This is a genomic window from Amycolatopsis camponoti (assembly GCF_902497555.1).
Classification (GTDB): Bacteria; Actinomycetota; Actinomycetes; order Mycobacteriales; family Pseudonocardiaceae; genus Amycolatopsis; species Amycolatopsis camponoti.
This window is the reverse complement of the sequence record NZ_CABVGP010000001.1, coordinates 2056218-2074284: the sequence shown is the minus strand read 5'-3', so window position 1 is coordinate 2074284 and position 18067 is coordinate 2056218. Positions and strand designations below refer to the sequence as shown.

At 72.1% G+C, this 18067-nt stretch carries 10 protein-coding genes and 1 pseudogene; 1 reads left to right on the top strand and 10 read right to left on the bottom strand.

Going from position 1 to position 18067, the window contains the following annotated elements; all coding sequences use genetic code 11:
- Positions 1–35: 35 nt before the first annotated feature.
- The 6 genes from AA23TX_RS09965 to malQ form a co-directional block, all read right to left on the bottom strand.
- Complete coding sequence (locus AA23TX_RS09965; protein WP_155542272.1) at positions 36–2018, bottom strand: maltotransferase domain-containing protein; 1983 nt, start codon at positions 2016–2018, stop codon at positions 36–38.
- 398 nt (positions 2019–2416) lie between these two features.
- Positions 2417–4564: a glycogen debranching protein GlgX gene (gene glgX, locus AA23TX_RS09960; RefSeq protein WP_155542271.1), complete on the bottom strand. Its 2148-nt coding sequence runs from the start codon at positions 4562–4564 to the stop codon at positions 2417–2419.
- Between the two features lie 51 nt (positions 4565–4615).
- Positions 4616–6328: a malto-oligosyltrehalose trehalohydrolase gene (gene treZ, locus AA23TX_RS09955; protein WP_155542270.1), complete on the bottom strand. Its 1713-nt coding sequence runs from the start codon at positions 6326–6328 to the stop codon at positions 4616–4618.
- Entirely contained in the window at positions 6325–8601 is a 2277-nt protein-coding gene (treY, locus tag AA23TX_RS09950; RefSeq protein ID WP_155542269.1) for a malto-oligosyltrehalose synthase, read from the bottom strand. Before treY ends, treZ begins: the two co-directional genes overlap by 4 nt.
- Positions 8598–10718 (bottom strand): glycogen debranching protein GlgX, encoded by a 2121-nt coding sequence (glgX, locus tag AA23TX_RS09945; protein ID WP_155542268.1) that lies wholly within the window; start codon positions 10716–10718, stop codon positions 8598–8600. Before glgX (AA23TX_RS09945) ends, treY begins: the two co-directional genes overlap by 4 nt.
- Before the next feature lie 92 nt (positions 10719–10810).
- Positions 10811–12763 carry a 4-alpha-glucanotransferase gene (gene malQ, locus AA23TX_RS09940; protein WP_155542267.1) on the bottom strand — a complete coding sequence of 651 codons (1953 nt, stop codon included), beginning with the start codon at positions 12761–12763 and terminating at the stop codon, positions 10811–10813.
- Positions 12764–12888: 125 nt separating this feature from the next.
- On the opposite strand from malQ, the pseudogene AA23TX_RS09935 reads away from it, so the two are divergent.
- Positions 12889–14301 (top strand): annotated as a pseudogene (locus AA23TX_RS09935) (amino acid permease); the annotation flags it as partial.
- Between the two features lie 10 nt (positions 14302–14311).
- Here AA23TX_RS09935 and AA23TX_RS09930 read toward each other — a convergent pair.
- From AA23TX_RS09930 to AA23TX_RS09915, 4 genes are all read right to left on the bottom strand, one after another.
- Positions 14312–15094: a DUF6885 family protein gene (locus AA23TX_RS09930; protein WP_155542266.1), complete on the bottom strand. Its 783-nt coding sequence runs from the start codon at positions 15092–15094 to the stop codon at positions 14312–14314.
- 48 nt (positions 15095–15142) lie between these two features.
- Complete coding sequence (locus AA23TX_RS09925) at positions 15143–16498, bottom strand: type I glutamate--ammonia ligase (RefSeq protein ID WP_155542265.1); 1356 nt, start codon at positions 16496–16498, stop codon at positions 15143–15145.
- A 332-nt stretch (positions 16499–16830) separates the two neighbouring features.
- A complete protein-coding gene (locus AA23TX_RS09920) occupies positions 16831–17016 on the bottom strand; it encodes a hypothetical protein (RefSeq protein ID WP_155542264.1) in 186 nt (61 codons plus the stop codon).
- Positions 16979–17785 (bottom strand): EamA family transporter, encoded by an 807-nt coding sequence (locus AA23TX_RS09915; protein WP_155542263.1) that lies wholly within the window; start codon positions 17783–17785, stop codon positions 16979–16981. The genes AA23TX_RS09920 and AA23TX_RS09915 overlap by 38 nt, the downstream gene beginning before the upstream one ends.
- Positions 17786–18067 lie beyond the last annotated feature (282 nt).

The following is an 18067-nucleotide window of genomic DNA, read 5'->3' as shown; positions in this document are numbered from 1 at the left end:
TTCCACCTCAGTCCCTCGATCCGTTCCTTCCCCCGCTAACCGGCCAGCCGCCGCCGGACCGACACCACGTGCGCCACGGCCCGCCAGGGCTCGAGCCGCACGAAGTTCGCCGGACCCCAGTCCCAGGTGTCGCCGGTGACCTCGTCGTGCGCGATCAACCGTTCGTGCGCCTCGAACCCGAGGGCCGCCGTGTCGAGCCACAGGGTGCCTTCCTGCGGCGCGTACGGGTCGAGGGTGACGACGGTGACCACGGTGTCACCGGTGGCCGGGTCCTGTTTGGAGTACGCCAGCAGCGCGTCGTTGTCGACGTGGTGGAAGTGCAGGGTCCGCATCTGCTGCAGCGCCGGGTGCGCGCGGCGGACGGCGTTGAGCTTGGCGATCCACGGCTCCAGCGACCGGCCCTCGGCCAGCGCGCGCTCGAAGTCGCGCGGGCGCAGCTGGTACTTCTCGGAGTCGAGGTACTCCTCGCTGCCTTCGCGGACCGGGAGGTGCTCGAACAGCTCGTACCCCGAGTAGACGCCCCACGTCGGCGCGATCGTCGCGGCCAGCGCGGCCCGCAGCGCGAACATGCCGGGCCCGCCGCGCTGCAGCGACTCGTGGAGGATGTCCGGGGTGTTGACGAACAGGTTCGGCCGGCCTTCGTGCCAGTGCTCGCGCAGGTCGATGGCGAAGTCGATCAGCTCCTGCTTGCCGGTGCGCCAGGTGAAGTACGTGTAGCTCTGGGTGAAGCCGAGCCGGGCCAGGCCCCACAGCCGCGCCGGGCGCGTGAACGCCTCGGCCAGGAACAGGACGTCCGGGTGGGCGTCCTTCACGGACTGGATGAGCCAGGCCCAGAAGTCCGGCGGCTTGGTGTGCGGGTTGTCGACCCGGAAGATCTTCACCCCGTGGTCGATCCAGACCGTGATGACCCGCAGCATCTCCTCGTAGACGCCCTTGGGGTCGTTGTCGAAGTTGATCGGGTAGATGTCCTGGTACTTCTTCGGCGGGTTCTCCGCGTAGGCGATCGAGCCGTCCGGACGGGTGGTGAAGAACTCCTGGTTCTTCAGGACCCACGGGTGGTCGGGGGCGGCCTGCAGCGCGAAGTCCAGCGCCACCTCCATGCCCAGCTCTTCCGACCGGGCGACGAAGGCGTCGAAGTCCTCGAAGGTGCCGAGGTCCGGGTGGATGGCGTCGTGGCCGCCTTCGTCGGCGCCGATGGCCCACGGCGAGCCGACGTCCTCCGGCTTGGCGTCGAGGGTGTTGTTGGGGCCCTTGCGGTTCACGCGGCCGATCGGGTGGATCGGCGGCAGGTAGACGACGTCGAAGCCCATCTTCGCGACCCGGTCGAGCGCGGCGGAGGCCGTGGTGAAGGTGCCGTGCACCGGCTTGCCCTCGGCGTCGACCCCGCCGGTGGAGCGGGGGAACAGCTCGTACCAGGAGCCGAACGCGGCCCGGCGGCGGTCGACCCACATCTTGTGCGGCTTGCCCTTGGTGATCAGCTCGCGCACCGGGAACTCGTGCATCAGCTGGCGGACCTCGGGCGAGAGCGCGGGCCCGACCCGCTCGGCGAGGCTGCGCTCGGTGTCACGCAACGCGGTCAGCGCGCCGGTCAGCAGCGCCTTCTCCGCGCGGCGGTCCGGGCGGCGCGAGACGCGCTCCAGCAGCCGGGCGCCGTTCTCGAGGTCGTTGGCGAGGTCCTCGGGGCCCTGCCCGGCGGCCACCTTCACCTCGACGTTGTGCTCCCACGTCGCCCAGGGGTCGCCCCACGCGTCGATGCGGTAGGTCCACATACCGGTGGTGTCCGGGACGATCACGGCGGCGAACTCGTCGGGGTGGTCGGGACCGCGCGGCACCATGCGCGCCTGGCGGGTCAGCCGGTCGCCGGGGCCGCGCCACGCGACGGTGGCGGCGACCGCGTCGTGACCTTCCCGCCAGACGGTCGCGGTGACCGGGATGTGTTCCCCCACAACGGCTTTGGCCGGGTACCGGCCGCAGCTCACGCTGGGGGAGACGTCGTCGATGCCGAGCCGGCCGGTCATGGGCAACGCCCCTCGAAGTGTCGGATTGTGCGCAGGCGTCGTCAGTCTGCCCGACTCGATCACGCACGATCGAGGCAGGTCTCTCTTGTTCTGTACCCACGCGGGCGCGGGTGAAACGCTTTCCCCGCAACGAATTTCCGGCAGATGTCCGACAGGTTAACCGCGCGCCGGTGACCTACCGCCCGGAAGCCGCGGTGAACACCCGTACCCGAATGGACGACACGCGGACCGGCCGGCTCGCGTGATCGGAAGGTCGACACGCGTGATTGAGGAGCCGACTCGCGTGATTGGGGAGTCGACACGATGCCGGTCGCTGTGTCGACCCTCGGATCACGCGTGTCGACCTCCTGATCACGCGTGTCGACCCTTGAAGCACGTGTCGTCCGGTGCGGTACGCGTCAGTAGGGTTCGGGCGCGGGGTCCGCGGCCAGGCGCGGGGCGCGCAACAGGAGCAGCGAACGCGACCGCAGCGTCACCCGGCTCTTGGCCTCCAGCGGGCCCGGGTCGGCCGGGCTGCCGTCCGAAGTGCTCGTGTCGAGCGTCGGCTTGAACGTCTCGCCGTACTCGCGGCCCGGCAGCACCACCTCGGCCGGCTCCTCCCCCGCGTGCAGCCACATCAGCCACGAGTGGTCGGGCACCAGCTCGCCGTCGCGGTTGCGGGCCTGGCTGTTCGAGCCGTCGACCCACATGCCGAGGGTGTGCCGGTCCTCGAACCAGTCGGTCTCGCCGAACTCCTCGCCGTCGGGGCGGAACCAGACCAGGTCCGGCTTGCCGGTCGGCGTCGTCCGGCCTTCGAAGAACTCCGGCTGCCGCAGCGCCGGGCTGTTCGCCCGCAGCCGGACGACCCGCCGCGCGAAGGTCAACATGGCCTCCGCCTCGGGGTCCTCCGGCGTCCAGTCCAGCCAGGACGTCTCGTCGTCGAGGCAGTAGGCGTTGTTGTTGCCGCGCTGGGTCCGCCAGAACTCGTCGCCCGCGGTGATCATCGGGGTGCCGGTGGACAGCAGCAGCGTGGCGAACATGTTCCGCACCTGCCGCGCGCGCAGCTCGCGGATCTCCGGGTCGGCCGTGTCACCCTCGACGCCGTGGTTCCACGAGCGGTTGTCGTTGCCGCCGTCGCGGTTGTCCTCGCCGTTGGCTTCGTTGTGCTTTTCGTTGTAGGACACCAGGTCCCGCAACGTGAAGCCGTCATGGGCGGTGACGAAGTTGATCGACTGCCACGGACGGCGCAGGTTGTGGTCGTAGAGGTCCGACGAACCGGACAGCCGGTAGGCGAGATCGCGCACGCCGGTCGCGCCGCGCCAGAAGTCGCGCACCGTGTCGCGGTAGCGGCCGTTCCACTCCGCCCACTGGGCGCCGAAGCCGCCGACGCGGTAGCCCTCGCCGGTGGCGTCCCACGGCTCCGCGATGAGCTTGCAGCGCGAGAGCACCGGGTCGGTGGTGATCGCGGTGAGCAGCGTCGACGCGGGGTCGAACGGGCCGCCGCGGGCCCGGCCGAGCGTGCTGGCCAGGTCGAACCGGAAGCCGTCGACACCCAGTTCCTGCGTCCAGTACCGCAGCGAGTCGGTGACCAGCCGGACCACGGTCGGCGAGCCGGCCTCCAGGGTGTTGCCGCAGCCGGTGATGTCGGCCATGTGGCCGCGCTCGGTGTGCAGGTAGTACACGGGCGCGTTCAGCCCGCGGAAGCTCAGCGTCGGGCCGTCGGGGCCGCCCTCGCAGGTGTGGTTGAACACGACGTCGATGATCACCTCGATGCCGGCCGCGTGCAGGGCCGCCACCATCAGCCGGAACTCCTCGACCTCGTGGCCGGGCTCGCTGGCGTAGGCCGCGTGCGGCGCGAAGAAGCCGAGCGGCGAGTACCCCCAGTAGTTGTGCCGCCCGGCCCGGACCAGCGACGGCTCGTCGAGGAACGAGTGCACCGGCAGCAGCTCCACCGACGTGACGCCGAGCCGGGTCAGGTACTCGATGGCCACCGGGTGGGCCAAGCCGAGGTAGGTGCCGCGCAGGGCCTCCGGGATGAACGGGTGCCGCTGGGTGAACCCCTTGACGTGCAGCTCGTAGACCACCGCCTCTTCGAACGGGACCTCCGGCTTGACGCCGGTGTCCGGCCCGCCCGGCGAGGACACCACCGACAGCGGCACGCTGCCGAGTGAGTCCACTGTGGACATCGGCCCGCGCTCGGGGTCGCCGGTGAAGCCCTGCGCCGCGGTCAGGTCGGTGAGCCCGCCGGTGATCTGCCGGGCGTACGGGTCGAGGAGCAGCTTGTGCGGGTTGCAGCGCAGGCCGCGGGCCGGGTCGTACGGGCCGTGGACCCGGTAGCCGTACCGCTGCCCCGGCGTCACCCCGGGCACCAGGCCGTGCCACACGCCGAACGTGCGTTCGGTGAGCGCGATCCGGCGCTCCGACCCGTCGGCGTCGATCAGGCACAGGTCGACCGCGTCCGCGACGGCGGAGGTGATCGCGAACCGGACGCCGCCCGCCTCGGCGTGGGCGCCGAGCGGGAACGGGCGTCCGGCGAGGACGTGCTGGGTCGAGGGTCGTGTGGCCATTCCTGAATCGTCCCAGATCCGGCCCGCTTCGCGCGCGGGGTGCCGCCGGAGTTACCGGGTTTCGACCAGAACGAAACTGTCCGGGGCCAGCTCGGCGGCACCACCGTCCACGGTGGCCCCGGCCCAGGTCAGCAGGGCCGTGGTCGCGCCCAGCGGGAGCGTGACCGGGCCGGGGCCGAAGTTGACGGCCAGCCGCAGCCCGCCGCGGTGCAGCACGAGCCACGAGCCGTCCGGTGCGGTGTCGACCCGCAGGTCGGCGAGCCATGGGCCGGCCAGCTCGGGCCGCTCGCGGCGCAGCCGGATCAGCGTCCGGTACAGCTCCAGCATCTCCCGGTGGCCGGGCGTGTCCACCTCGGTCCAGTCGAGCCGGGAACGCTCGACGGTCGCCGGGTCCATCGGGTCGGGCACGTCGGACTCGCCCCAGCCGTGCCGGGCGAACTCGCGACGGCGGCCCGTGCGGACCGCGTCGGCCAGCTCCGGGTCCGGGAAGGAAGCGAAGAACTGCCACGGCGTGCTCGCCGCCCACTCCTCCCCCATGAACACCATCGGCGTGAACGGCGAGCAGAACAGGATCGCCGCGCCGCAGGCCAGCCGGTCCGGCGAGACCGTCGTGGAGAGCCGGTCGCCGGTGGCGCGGTTGCCGATCTGGTCGTGGTCCTGCAGGTAGGCGAGGAAGCGGTGGCCCGGCACGGTCCGGGTGTCGACCGGGCGCCCGTGGGTCCGCTCGCGGAACGACGACCAGGTCCCGGCGTGGAAGAACACCCCGCGCAGGACCCGCTCGACGGCGTCCTGCGCGGCGAAGTCGGTGTAGTAGCCCGAGTCCTCGCCGGTGAGCTTGACGTGCAGCGCGTGGTGGAAGTCGTCCGACCACTGCGCGTGCAGGCCGTACCCGCCGCGCTCACGGGGCGTGACCAGCTTCGGGTCGTTGAGGTCGGACTCGGCGATCAGCGTCAGCGGCCGGTTCAGCGCCGCGGACAGGGCCTCGGTCTCGGTGGCGAGCTGTTCGAGCAGGTGGACGGCCCGCCGGTCGAGCAGCGCGTGCACCGCGTCCAGGCGCAGGCCGTCGACGTGGAAGTCGCGGAACCAGCTCAGCGCGTTGTCCACGACGTACCGGCGGACCTCGTCCGAGCCGGCGCCGTCGAGGTTCAGCCCGGGTCCCCAGTCGTTCTGCCCGGCGAAGTACGGGCCGAACCGGTCGAGGTAGGCGCCCGAGGGCCCGAGGTGGTTGTAGACGACGTCGAGCACGACGGCCAGCCCGCGCGCGTGGGCCGCGTCGACGAACCGCTTGAAGCCGTCGGGCCCGCCGTAGGGCTCGTGGACCGCGCCCCAGAGGACGCCGTCGTACCCCCAGCCCGCGGTGCCGTCGAAGGAGTTGACGGGCAGCAGCTCGACGTGGGTGATGCCCAGGTCGACGAGGTGGTCGAGCCGGTCGATGGCCGCGTCGAAGGTGCCGCCCTCGGTGAACGTCCCGACGTGCAGCTCGTAGACGACCCCGCCCGGGAGCTGCCGGCCGTGCCACGCGTCGTCGGTCCACTCGAACTCGCCGTGGTCGTAGACGCGCGACTCGCGGTGGACGCCGTGGGGCTGCCACCGCGACCGCGGGTCGGGCAGGCGGTCGTCGGAGTCGTCGAGGACGAAGGCGTAGTTGATCCCCTCGGCCTCGGCGTGCCACCAGCCGCCGTCGCCGGCGGTCATCTCGTGCACGCCGGCGTCGACGGTCACCCGGACCCGGCGGGCGGACGGCGCCCACACGCTGAACCTCATGCGTCTCCTCGCACCAGCAACGCGACGGGGTACCGCTCGAACAGGACGGCGGGCTCGCCGGTGACGTCGCGGCCGGTCAGGACGTCGGTCCAGACGCCGGCCGGCAGCGGGAGCACGGTGTCGCGCCAGCCGCCGGCGGCTTCGAGGCCGATCGGCAGCCGCGTCACCGCGACCGCCAGGTCCGCGCTCCGGGTGAAGGCCAGGCAGTGCTCGGCCGCGGCTCCTTCGGCCCGCAGCGGCCGGTAGCCGCGGAACAGCGCCGGGTGTTCGCGGCGCAGCCGCAGCGCCTTGTGCACCACGAGCAGCTTCGCCGCGCCCGACGCGTCGATCTCCGGCAGCTCGCCGTCGAGGACGCGGGCCAGGATTTCGCGGCGGACCGCGTAGTCGACCGGGCGGCGGTTGTCCGGGTCGACCAGGGAGAAGTCCCAGAGCTCGGTGCCCTGGTAGACGTCCGGGACGCCGGGCGCGGTCAGCTGCACCAGCTTCTGGCCGAGCGAGTTCGCGTACCCCGCTTTTTCGATGCGCGCGACGAACGCCTCGACGTCGGACGCCAGCTCGGCGTCGCCGAGGACGTCTTCGGGCCACGCCGCGACGTCGGCCTCGAACGCCTCGTCGTGGCTGGTCCAGCTGGTCCGGAGCTTGGCTTCCTTGGCCGCCTTGTCGAGGTAGTCCCGCAGCCGGGCCGGCTCGATCGGCCAGGTCGACACCAGCGTCTGCCAGGCCAGGAGGTTCAGCGACGGCTCGTCGATGCCGCGTCGCGCGGTCCACCGGCGGACGGCCTCGGCGAACTCGCCGGGCACCTCCGCAAGCACCGCCATCCGCGCGCGGGTGTCCTCCGAGCGCTTGGTGTCGTGCGTGGTCAGCGTCGTCATCGAGGCCGGGTGCCCGGCTTCGCGCTCGGCTGCCAGGCGGTGGAACTCCTCGACGCCGAGGCCGAACCGGTCCGGGTTGCCGCCGACCTCGTTCAGCGCGGCGAAGCGGGTGTAGCGGTAGAACGTCGTGTCCTCGGTGCCCTTGGCCACGACCATGCCGGACGTCTGCTGGATCCGGGTGGCCAGCTCGCTCTCGGGGTTCTTGCGCACGTAGGCGTCGAGGATGAGCAGCGCGTCGGCGAGGTCGGGCCGCGCCTGGCGGGCCCCGTCGATCGCGGCCGCCCAGTTCGCCGCGCCTTCGGGCAGGTAGGAGCGGTAGACGGGGAAAGCGACCATGGTCTCGGCGACGGCTTGCCGGGCCTGCTCCGGGTCGATGTCGGGCAGCAGCGCGGCGATCCGCCGGACCTCGGCGACCAGGATGTGCTCGGTGACCAGGCGCCGGGCCTCGGCCTCGACGCGGTGGTAGCCGGTCTTCACGCCCAGCTCCGTGGCCAGCGCGGTGAAGTCGGGCTCGGCGGCCGGGTCGACGAAGACGCCGGCGATCTCGCGCAGGGCGTCGTAGCCGGTGGTGCCGTCGACCGGCCAGCTCTGCGGCAGCGGCTCGCCGGGGTGCAGGATCTTCTCCGCCACGATCCACGCGTTCGGCGCGTTCTCCCGCAGCCGCCGGAAGTAGCCGCCCGGGTCGGCGAGGCCGTCCGGGTGGTCGACGCGCAGGCCGGTGACGTCGCCGTCGGCGACCCAGCGCAGGACCTCGCCGTGCGTCTCGGCGAACACCGTCGGGTCTTCGACGCGGACCGCGGCCAGGTTCGTGATGTCGAAGAACCGGCGGTAGGTCAGCTCCGCGTTGCCGCGTTGCCAGCCGATCAGGCGGTAGTGCTGGCGCTCGTGGACCTCTTGCGGTGTCCCGCTTCCCGTGCCGGGGGCGATCGGGAAGCGGTGGTCGTAATAAACCAGCTCGTCGCCCTCGACGGTCAGCTCCGAGACGGCGTCATCGTCGCCGAGCACCGGCAGCAGGAGCGGCCCGCGTGCCCAGTCGACGTCGAAGAAGGACGCGAACTCCGAGTCGCGGCCGTGCGTGAGCACGTCCCACCACCACCGGTTGACCTTCGGCACCTCGACCGACATGTGGTTCGGCACGATGTCGACGACCAGGCCGAGCCCGAGCTCCTTCAGCTTCGCGCTCAGCGCCGCGCGAGCCGCCTCGCCGCCCAGCTCCGGCCGCGCGCGCGTCGGGTCGACGACGTCGTAGCCGTGGGTCGAGCCGGGTGCCGCGTCGAGCACCGGCGACGCGTAGAGCGCGCCGGCGCCCAGGTCTCGCAGGTAGCCGGCGATCTCCGCCGCTTCGCTGAAGGGGAACTCCGGGCGCAGCTGCACCCGGTAGGTCGACTCCGGCACCGTCATGCGGGCTCCGTTCGCTGCAGCACGATCAGGGACCGGGCGGGCAGCGTGAACTGGCCGCCGCCTTCGATGGACTTCGGTTCGCGCGGCTCGACCTCGCCCGTCGCGGTGTCGATGACGACCGTCCAGGCCTGGCCGTAGCCGTTGCCCGGGAGCTTGGCGTCGATGTCCTCGTAGTGGGCGTTGAACGCGAGCAGGAACGAGTCGTCCTCGACGTGCATCCCGCGGGGGTCGAGGTCGGGGATCGCCTGGCCGTTGAGGAAGACGACGACCGCCTTGCCGAAGCCGTCGTCCCAGTTCTGCTCGGTCATCTCCTCGCCGGCCGGGGTGAACCAGGCGATGTCGCCGAGCTTGTCGCCCTTGCCGACCGGGCCGCCCTGGAAGAACCGGCGGCGGCGGAACACCGGGTGCTGGTGCCGGAACGCGCTCACCCCGCCGGTGAACCGCACCAGGTCGGCGTGCTCGGTGGCCAGCTCCCAGTCCATCCAGGACAGCTCGGAGTCCTGGCAGTAGACGTTGTTGTTGCCCTGCTGGGTGCGGCCGAACTCGTCGCCGTGCAGGACCATCGGCACGCCCTGGGACAGCAGCACGGTGGCCAGCATGTTGCGTTGCTGGCGGATGCGCAGCTCGTTGACCTCCGGGTCGTCGGTCTCGCCCTCGACCCCGCAGTTCCACGACCGGTTGTCGTCGGCGCCGTCGCGGCCGTCCTCGCCGTTGGCCTCGTTGTGCTTTTCGTTGTAGGACACCAGGTCCCGCAGCGTGAAGCCGTCGTGGGCGGTGACGAAGTTGATCGACGCGAACGGGCGGCGGCCGTCGTCCTGGTAGAGGTCGGACGAGCCGGTGATCCGCGAGGCGAACTCACCCAGCGTCGAGGGCTCGCCGCGCCAGAAGTCGCGGACGGTGTCGCGGTACTGCCCGTTCCACTCCGTCCACAGGGGCGGGAAGTTGCCGACCTGGTAGCCACCCGGGCCGACGTCCCACGGCTCGGCGATCAGCTTCACCTGGCTCACGATCGGGTCCTGCTGCACGAGGTCGAAGAACGTGGACAGCCGGTCGACGTCGTAGAACTCGCGCGCCAGCGCCGAGGCGAGGTCGAAGCGGAAGCCGTCGACGTGCATCTCCGTCACCCAGTAGCGCAGCGAGTCCATGATCAGCTGCAGGGTGTGCGGGTTGCGCACGTTGAGGGAGTTACCGGTGCCGGTGTAGTCCATGTAGTACTCCGGCTCCCCCTCGACCACGCGGTAGTAGGCCTCGTTGTCGATGCCGCGCATCGACAGGGTCGGCCCGAGGTGGTTGCCCTCCGCGGTGTGGTTGTAAACCACGTCGAGGATCACTTCGATGCCGGCCTCGTGGAAGGCCTTGACCATGCCCTTGAACTCCTGGACCTGGCCGCCTTCGCCGGGCATCGCGGCGTAGGAGTCGTGCGGCGCGAAGTAGCCGATCGTGTTGTAGCCCCAGTAGTTCGTGAGGCCCTTCTCCTCCAGGCCGTGGTCGGAGACGAACTGGTGCACCGGCAGCAGCTCCACCGCCGTCACGCCGAGCTTCTGCAGGTGTTCGATGACGGCGGGGTGCGCCATCCCGGCGTACGTCCCCCGCAGCGCCTCGGGCACGAACGGGTGGTTCACCGTCATGCCCTTGACGTGCGCTTCGTAGATGACCGTCTCGTTGTACGGCCGCTTCGGCTGGCGGTCGTTGCCCCAGTCGAAGAACGGGCTCGCCACCAGCGAGTACGGCACCCGGCCGGCGGAGTCGTCGTCGTTGCGCTCCTCCGGGTTGGCGAACTGGTAGCCGAAGAGCGACTCGTCCCACTTCACGCCGTGCGAGACGGCCTTCGCGTAGGGGTCGATGAGCAGCTTGTTCGGGTTGCAGCGCAGGCCGCGGGCCGGGTCGTACGGGCCGTGCACCCGGAAGCCGTACCGCTGGCCGGGCCCGACGTTGAGCAGGTAGCCGTGGTGGACGAAGCCGTCCACCTCTTCGAGCGCGTACCGCGTCTCGTTGCCCTCGGCGTCGAACAGGCACAGTTCGACTCGCTCGGCCACCTCGGAGAAGAGGGCGAAGTTCGTCCCGACTCCGTCGTAGGTGGCGCCGAGCGGGTAGGGCGTTCCGGGCCAGGGCCGCACTGGGGTCTCCTCGAGCTGTTACAGGGTGTACCGGGCGCGCCCGCACTCGCGGACGCGCATCACTGCGGGGGTCGTGCGCCGGGGGGTACCCGTTACCCGGGCAACGGACGCGCCGCAGCCAGCGGGGCCACCGCGGCGCGCACCCCCTTCGCGGTGAAGAAGCCGTCGACGCTGACGGGAAGGGGAATCCGCCAGTTAGGGTACTGGTCGACCGTCCCGGGCAGATTCGGCTGCCGCACCTGGCCCGCGACGTCCGCCGGCGAGGTCAGCACCAGCCGCGACGCGGCCTCCGCGAGCAGCGTGTGCAAGGCGACGACCGGGTCGTCGTCCGGGATCCCTTCGCGCGCAACGAGTTCGAACAAAGCTTCACGTTCGGCGGCGGCCGCCTCTTCTTCGGCCTCGACGCCCCGGTCCAGCAGCCCCAGCTCGGCCCGGACCCGGACGTGCTCGCCCCGCAGCCAGCCGGTGACCGTCGGCAGGTCGTGCGTGGAAATGCTGGCCATCGCCGCCGGGTCCCACTCGGCCGGGCGCGTGAACGGCTTGCCCGGCGCGTCCCAGTCGCGCTCGAACCAGAGCACGGCCGAGCTGAGCATGCCGCGCTCGTGCATGGTCTCGGTGACGGTCTCCTCGACGGTCCCGAGGTCCTCCCCCACGACGATCGCGCCGGCGCGGTGCGCCTCCAGCGCGAGCACGCCGACCATGGCCTCGGCGTCGTAGTGGACGTACGTGCCGCGGTGCGCGGGCTCGCCCGGCGGGATCCACCAGAGCCGCCAGAGCCCGGCGATGTGGTCGACCCGGATGCCGTCGGCGTAGCGCAGGACACCCCGGATGACGTCCCGGAAGGGCGCGTACCCGGCCTCGGCGAGCTTGTCCGGCCGCCACGGCGGCAGGTTCCAGTCCTGGCCCTGCTGGTTGAAGGCGTCCGGCGGCGCGCCGACACGGACGTCGGCGGCGAAGACGTCCCGGGCGGCCCAGGTGTCGGCCCCGCCCGGGTGCACGCCGACGGGCAGGTCGTGCACGATCCCGACGGTCATCCCGGCGTCTTTCGCCGCTTTCCGGGCGGTTTCCAGCTGCTCCCGGCAGAGGTGCTGGAGCCAGGTGTGGAAGCCGACGCGGTCCTTCAGCTCCTCGCGAGCTTTTTCGACCTCGGGCCCGGCCGGGTTCCGGAGCGGCTCCGGCCACTCCCGCCAGTCGGCGCCGTGCTGCTCGGCGAGGGCGCAGAAGAGGGCGAAGTCTTCGAGGTCCCGGTCTTCGGGCAGCTCCTCGACGCGGTGCGGCCACAGCAGCTCGAGGGCGGCGCGCTTCGCCGTCCAGACCTTGTCGTAGTCGATGAGCTCGCCGTCGCGGTCCGGGACCAGCGACTCGACCGCCTCCCGCGTCGCCGCGTCGGCCCGCTCGAACGTCTCGGTCGCGGTGACACGCAGGTAGATCGGGTTGGCGAAGCGCCGGCTCGCGGGCGAGTACGGCGACCGTTCGACCGGGTGGGCCGGGCTGAAGGCCTGCACGGGGTTGACCAGAAGCACGCCGGCGTCCAGCTCCGAGGCCGAGCGGGCGGCGAAGGTCGCGAGGTCGGCGTAGTCGCCGATGCCCCACGACCCGGCCGAGTGCAGGGCGTAGAGCTGCAGCATCCAGCCCCAGGCCGGCGGGACGTCCGGCAGCTTCGCGGGGACGACGGCGAGCACGACGTCCTGGTCGGCGGTGACGATCCGGTGCCAGCCCAGCGGCAGGTCGGCGGGCAGCTCGCCGGCGGTGACGCGCCGGCCCCCGTCTTCGAGGAAGATCTCGGCGTTGGTCCCGAGGCTCCGCGTACTGCCCTCCTTCAGGACGATGGTCGGCGGCAGCCTGCCGGGAGTTTCCCGCACATCGAGCGCCCGCGCGATCGCGTCGTCGCTGGTGGCGTCGACCCCGAACTGCCCGAGGACGGCGACGACGACGTCGTCTTCGACCTCGACCCAGACCTGGTCGGCGTTCTCGTACCGGGTGGCGACGCCGTAGCGGTCGGCGAGCTGGTGCAGGGCGCTGCGGGAGGGGATGTCGTCGGGCACGGGCCCAGCATTCCGGTGCCCGGCCGATCGCGCCATCCGCGCGACGGAGGTCACCCTGGAACCGTTCTGCGAAAAATCCCGTGACCTTCTAACTTCTCCTCATGGGTGTGCGGAGAACCTTGAACGTGGACGACGTCCTGAAGCGCCAGGACTCCGGGGAGCTCAAGCGGCGGCTGCGCGGGCGCGACCTGGTCGGGTTCGGCGTCGGGATCATCATCGGTACCGGCATCTTCACCCTCGCGGGCGTCGAGGCGAAGACGCACGCCGGGCCCGCGGTGACGCTGTCGTTCGTGCTCGGCGCGGTCGTCGCGGGGCTCGCGGCGCTCTGCTACGCCGAGCTCGCCTCCAGCGTCCCCACCGCCGGAAGTGCTTACACGTACGCCTTCGCCACCCTCGGCGAGGTCTTCGCCTGGATCATCGGCTGGGACCTGCTGCTGGAGTTCGCGCTCGGCGCCGCGGTGGTGTCGCGCGGCTGGTCCGGCTACCTGGCCAACCTGCTCGGGCTGTCGCCGGAGTGGTTCGGCGAGGACGCGAAGGTGAACGTCGGGGCGGTGCTGATCATCGCGGTGCTGACCGTCGTCGCCGTGCTCGGCATCAAGGAGTCGGCCTGGCTGACCAACCTGCTCGTCTGCGTGAAGGTCGCCGTCTGCGTGCTGGTGCTGGCCGTCGGCCTGTTCTTCGTCAAGGGCGCGAACCTGACGCCGTTCATCCCGCCGGCCCAGCCTCCCGCGAACGGCTCGACGGTGCTGGAGCAGCCGATCGTCCAGGCCGCGCTCGGCCTGGAGCAGTCGGTCTACGGCATCGCCGGGATGGTCACCGCCGCCGCCATCGTCTTCTTCGCCTACACCGGTTTCGAGGCGCTCGCGAACCTCGGCGAGGAGACGCTGAACCCGCGCAAGGACCTCCGGGTCGGCATCCTCGGCGCGCTCGGCGTGTGCGCGCTGCTCTACATCGGCGTGTCGATCGTGCTGACCGGCATGATCCCGTTCACCGACATCGACACGGGCGCGCCGCTGGCGGACGCGTTCGACAAGGTCGGCCAGCACTGGGTCGGCGCGCTCATCTCGCTCGGCGCGGTGACCGGGCTGACGTCGGTGATGATGGTCGAGCTCGTCACGATCGGGCGGATCGGCTTCGCCATGGGCCGCGACGGCCTGCTGCCGAAGGCGCTCGGCCGCACCCACCCGCGCTGGGGCACCCCGCACCGGATGACCATCGGCGGCGCCGTGCTGATCGCCGTGCTGGCCGCGTTCATCCCGATCTCCGAGCTGGCCGACATGGTGAGCATCGGCGCGCTGTCGGCGATGATCATCGTGGCCGTCGCGGTGCCGGTGCTGCGCCGCCGTCGCCCCGACCTGGACCGGCCGTTCCGCGTGCCGTTCTCGCCGGTGGTCCCGGTCGTGGCGGCGCTGGCGTGCCTGTACCTGATGCTCAACCTGAACGTGCTCACCTGGATCCGGTTCGCCGTGTGGCTGGCGATCGGCCTGGTCATCTACTTCGCCTACGGCCGCCGCCATTCCCGCTTCGCGCCGGAGAACGCCGGCGAGGTCAGTCCCACGCCGACGGAGCGAGGCCGGCGACGCGGGCCGCCTCGCGCGTCACGGCGACCTGGTCCGCGTCGACGACCACCAGCACGCCCAGCCCGGCCAGCGCCGCGGCGACCCACTCGACGGGCTGGTCGTGGATCCCGTTGTCCCCGAACGACGGATAAGTGTCCACAACGGACAGCAGCGTGCCCTCCGCGCCGATGCGGACCCCGGCCACGAGCACGAAGTGGCCACCCGGCGGGCGCCAGCGGGACGTCCACAGTGGCGGGACACCGGTGTCGAGGTAGTCGAGCAGCGCGCGTTCCGGGGTGTCGTGGGCGCCCAGCTCGGCGCCGTCGATCCGGGCGATCACCGCGACGCGCGGCACGTCCCACAGCCCGATCAGCAGGTCGAAGAGCGTCTCGGTGGTCCACTCCCCCGTCACCGGTACCGCCGCGAGAGCGCCACCCGACAGCGCGCGGACGGCCGTCGCCAGCCCGGACACCCGCGTGCCCGCCGCGGCCGGGTCGTCGACGTGCGGCACGGACAACCGGAACTCCGCGCGGCCGGCCTCGCCCGGCGGGCGCACGACCGGCCCGCGGACCGTGCCCGCGGCGAGCGCGACGGTGTCCTGGTCGGGCACGTCGAGCCCGGCCGCGCGCAGGGCCGCGAGCCCGCAGAACGCCGCGGCCAGGCCGTCCTTCTGCGGCAGCTCCGCCTGGGCGATCGCGGCCAGCCGGGCCCCGCCCGGCAGCCACCGCACCCCGGACAGGTCGAGCTGTCCGCCGTCGATCCCCGAAGACATCGGTCCCCTCAGCGGTTTCCCGGATTCGTCGGGTCCATTGTCCCAGCCTCAATAAAGCCACAGGTGCGCGGCGACGATTTCGTCGGCCGTGCGCTCCGCGGCCCACGCCGCGTCGGACGCCCGGACGGCGCGGAAGGCCCCGAGCAGGTCGTCGCCGAGCACCCCGGCGACCCGCGGCGACGCCGTCAGGGCGGCGTCCTGCCCGGCGGTGTCGGCCGGCAGCCGGCGCACGCCGCGCGTCTCCCGCTCGCCTTCCGTCCAGCCGCCCGGGTCTTCGGCGATCGGGGCGGGCAGCGCGGCGGCGTCGGCGATGCCGGCCATCCCGGCGGCCAGCACCACGGCGAGGGCGAGGTAGGGGTTGGCGGAGGCGTCCGACGTCTTGAGCTCGACGTTCGCGTGGTCGGCGCCCAGCAGCTGCGAGCCCGGGACGTACCGCAGCGGCGCCTCCCGGTTCTCGACGCCCCAGAACGCGTACGCGCCCGCGAAGTAGCCGGGGCGCAGCCGCAGGGTCGACGGGACGCTCGGGGCGGTGATCGCGGTCAACGCCGGCAGGTCCCGCAGCAGGCCGGCGAGGTAGCCGGCGCCGTCACCGGTCGGGACGCCGCTTTCGTCGTCGAGGAGGTTGCGGCCCTTGCGGCGGACGGAGGTGTGCAGGTGCCAGCCGTTGCCGGCCGCGCCGAGTCCGATCAGCGGCGCGAAGCTGACGACGAGGCCGTGCGCGTGTGCGGCGGCGTGGATGGTCTGCCGGGCCAGCAGCTGGTCGTCGGCGGCGGAAACCGGATCGGTGGCGGCCAGTGACAGCTCGAGCTGCGCCACGCCGTACTCGGCGTGCAGCTGGCCGATCCGCAGGCCGTTGGCGGCGAAGTCGTGCAGGAGGGCGGCGACGAAGCCGTCGAGCCCGACGAGGGCGTGCGGGCTGTAGGCGGGCCCGGGGTGCCCGGGCGAGGTGACGACATCGGTGCTGCCGGCGGGAGCGACGGCGAACTCGAGCTCGTAACCGGCCCGGAACTCGAGCCCGCGGCGCGCACCCTCGGCGACCTGCGCTTCGAGGACGGCACGCTGGCAGTAGGGCCAGGGATCGCCGCTCTGGGTGAGCTGCCGGACGGGCGCCCAGGCGAGCGCGGGCTGCCCGGCGAGCCGCCGCAGCCGCTCGACGACGGGCACGAGCCGGACGTCCCCGGAGGGGGTCGAGAGGCCGGCGTGCCCGTAGGTGATGGCGTCATGGCTGTCGAAGACGGCGAAGAGCGAGGTGGCCCCGACCCCCCGCGTGGCGGCATCGGCGAGGCCACCGATGGGGACGATGCGCGAGCGCGGGATTCCGTTGTTGTCGGCCCAGGCGAGGTGAACCCCACCCACCCCGGCGGCGGCGAAGTCCTTCGCCGCGGCTGACGCCGCCTTGGTCATGGCACCCGCCTCCTCCGGCCCGGGGGCGCGGCCCACCCTTCCCAGGGGGTCCGTCCCCGCTCCAGCGTATCGGCGGCGCCCGACGGAAACCCGCGGCAAGCCCCGGTCGGGGCCGGGTTGTCCACATCACGGACGGCCTGTGGGCAACTCGGCGCCATCGGCCCGGCACCCCTGCAGCTCAGCGGCCGTCAGCCTGGTTGTTCCGACAAACCGGCGCGGTCAACCCGGCGGTCCCGACGCCACCAACCCCGGCGGCCCGACAGTTCAGCGGCCGTCAGCCCAGCAGCTCCGGCAAACCGGCGGCCAGCAACGGCCCGACAGTTCAGCGGCCGTCAGCCCAGCAGCTCCGGCAAACCGGCGGCCAGCAACCCCGGCGGCCCGACAGCGATCGGCCCTGCGCCGGTAGCCGGCAGCCCCGGCAGCTCAGCGGCCATCAGCCCGGCAACCCGGCCGATCCCGCAACCCGCCACCAGCGACCACTCACCCCGGCGGCTCCGGACCAGGCCGAACAGCCTCATCCCGGCTCCGCAAAGCCACCCCACCGACCACAGCCAAAGTCCCCGCCGCTTCCACCGGCGAAGGCACCTGGGCCAGCAACACGAACCCCATCACTCCCGCCGTCACCGGCAGCAACGCCAGCAGCACCGCGAACCGCGCCTGTCCCAGCCGGCGCAGCACCACCTGGTCCAACGCATAAGGCACCACCGTCGACAACACCCCGACCCCCACCCCGAGCAGCAGCATCCGAGGCGAAGACCACACCTCACCCGTCCCGAAGGCCAGCGGAGAAAGCACCACCGTCGCCGCCGCGAAGCCGATCGCCAGGCTGTCGATGCCCGATCCCTCGGACGACGCCACCCGCTTCCCCAGGAGGATGTACCCCGCCCACGCCGCCGCCGCGCCCAGCGCGAACACGACACCGATCACGGACCCCGACAGCTGGACATCGGCGATCGCCACCACGCCGCACGCCACCAGGACCACCGCCAGCACGTCGCGCGGTGAGCGGGACCCGAACGCGGCCACCAGGACCGGGCCGAGGAACTCCATCGCCACCACCGTCCCCAGCGGGAGGCGGGCGATCGCCTCGTAGAAGAGCACGTTCATGCCCGCCGTCACGATGCCGAACGCGATCGCCAGCACCAGCCGGCGGCCGCGCCAGGCCGCGCGCCCCGGGCGCCGCCAGGCCAGGAGGACCACCGCCGCGCCCAGGCAGCGGAGCCAGGCGATGCCGGCCGGGGTCGCGTGGCCGAAAAGGCCGACCGCGATGGCCGCTCCGGCGTACATGGAAATTCCGCTGAGAACGAACAACAGCGGGGCGGGTACCGCGGAAAGCCTCCTCGGCGAAGTCTGTGTGCTCACGAGTCCATGGTGCCTGACCACGGAAAACGTAACTCTCCGGATATTCGTCTCCTACATTGCGGGACGCCGCTACGGCATACGGGGTAAATCGGCGTGACTCAGGTCCCCACCGGCGCGGGAACACTTGCGAGCCGCCGAACGTCTGGAAGAGTGGAAGCACGAACACCGCGGAGCCGAAGGCGATCGCCGCCACCGGCATCAGTCCCG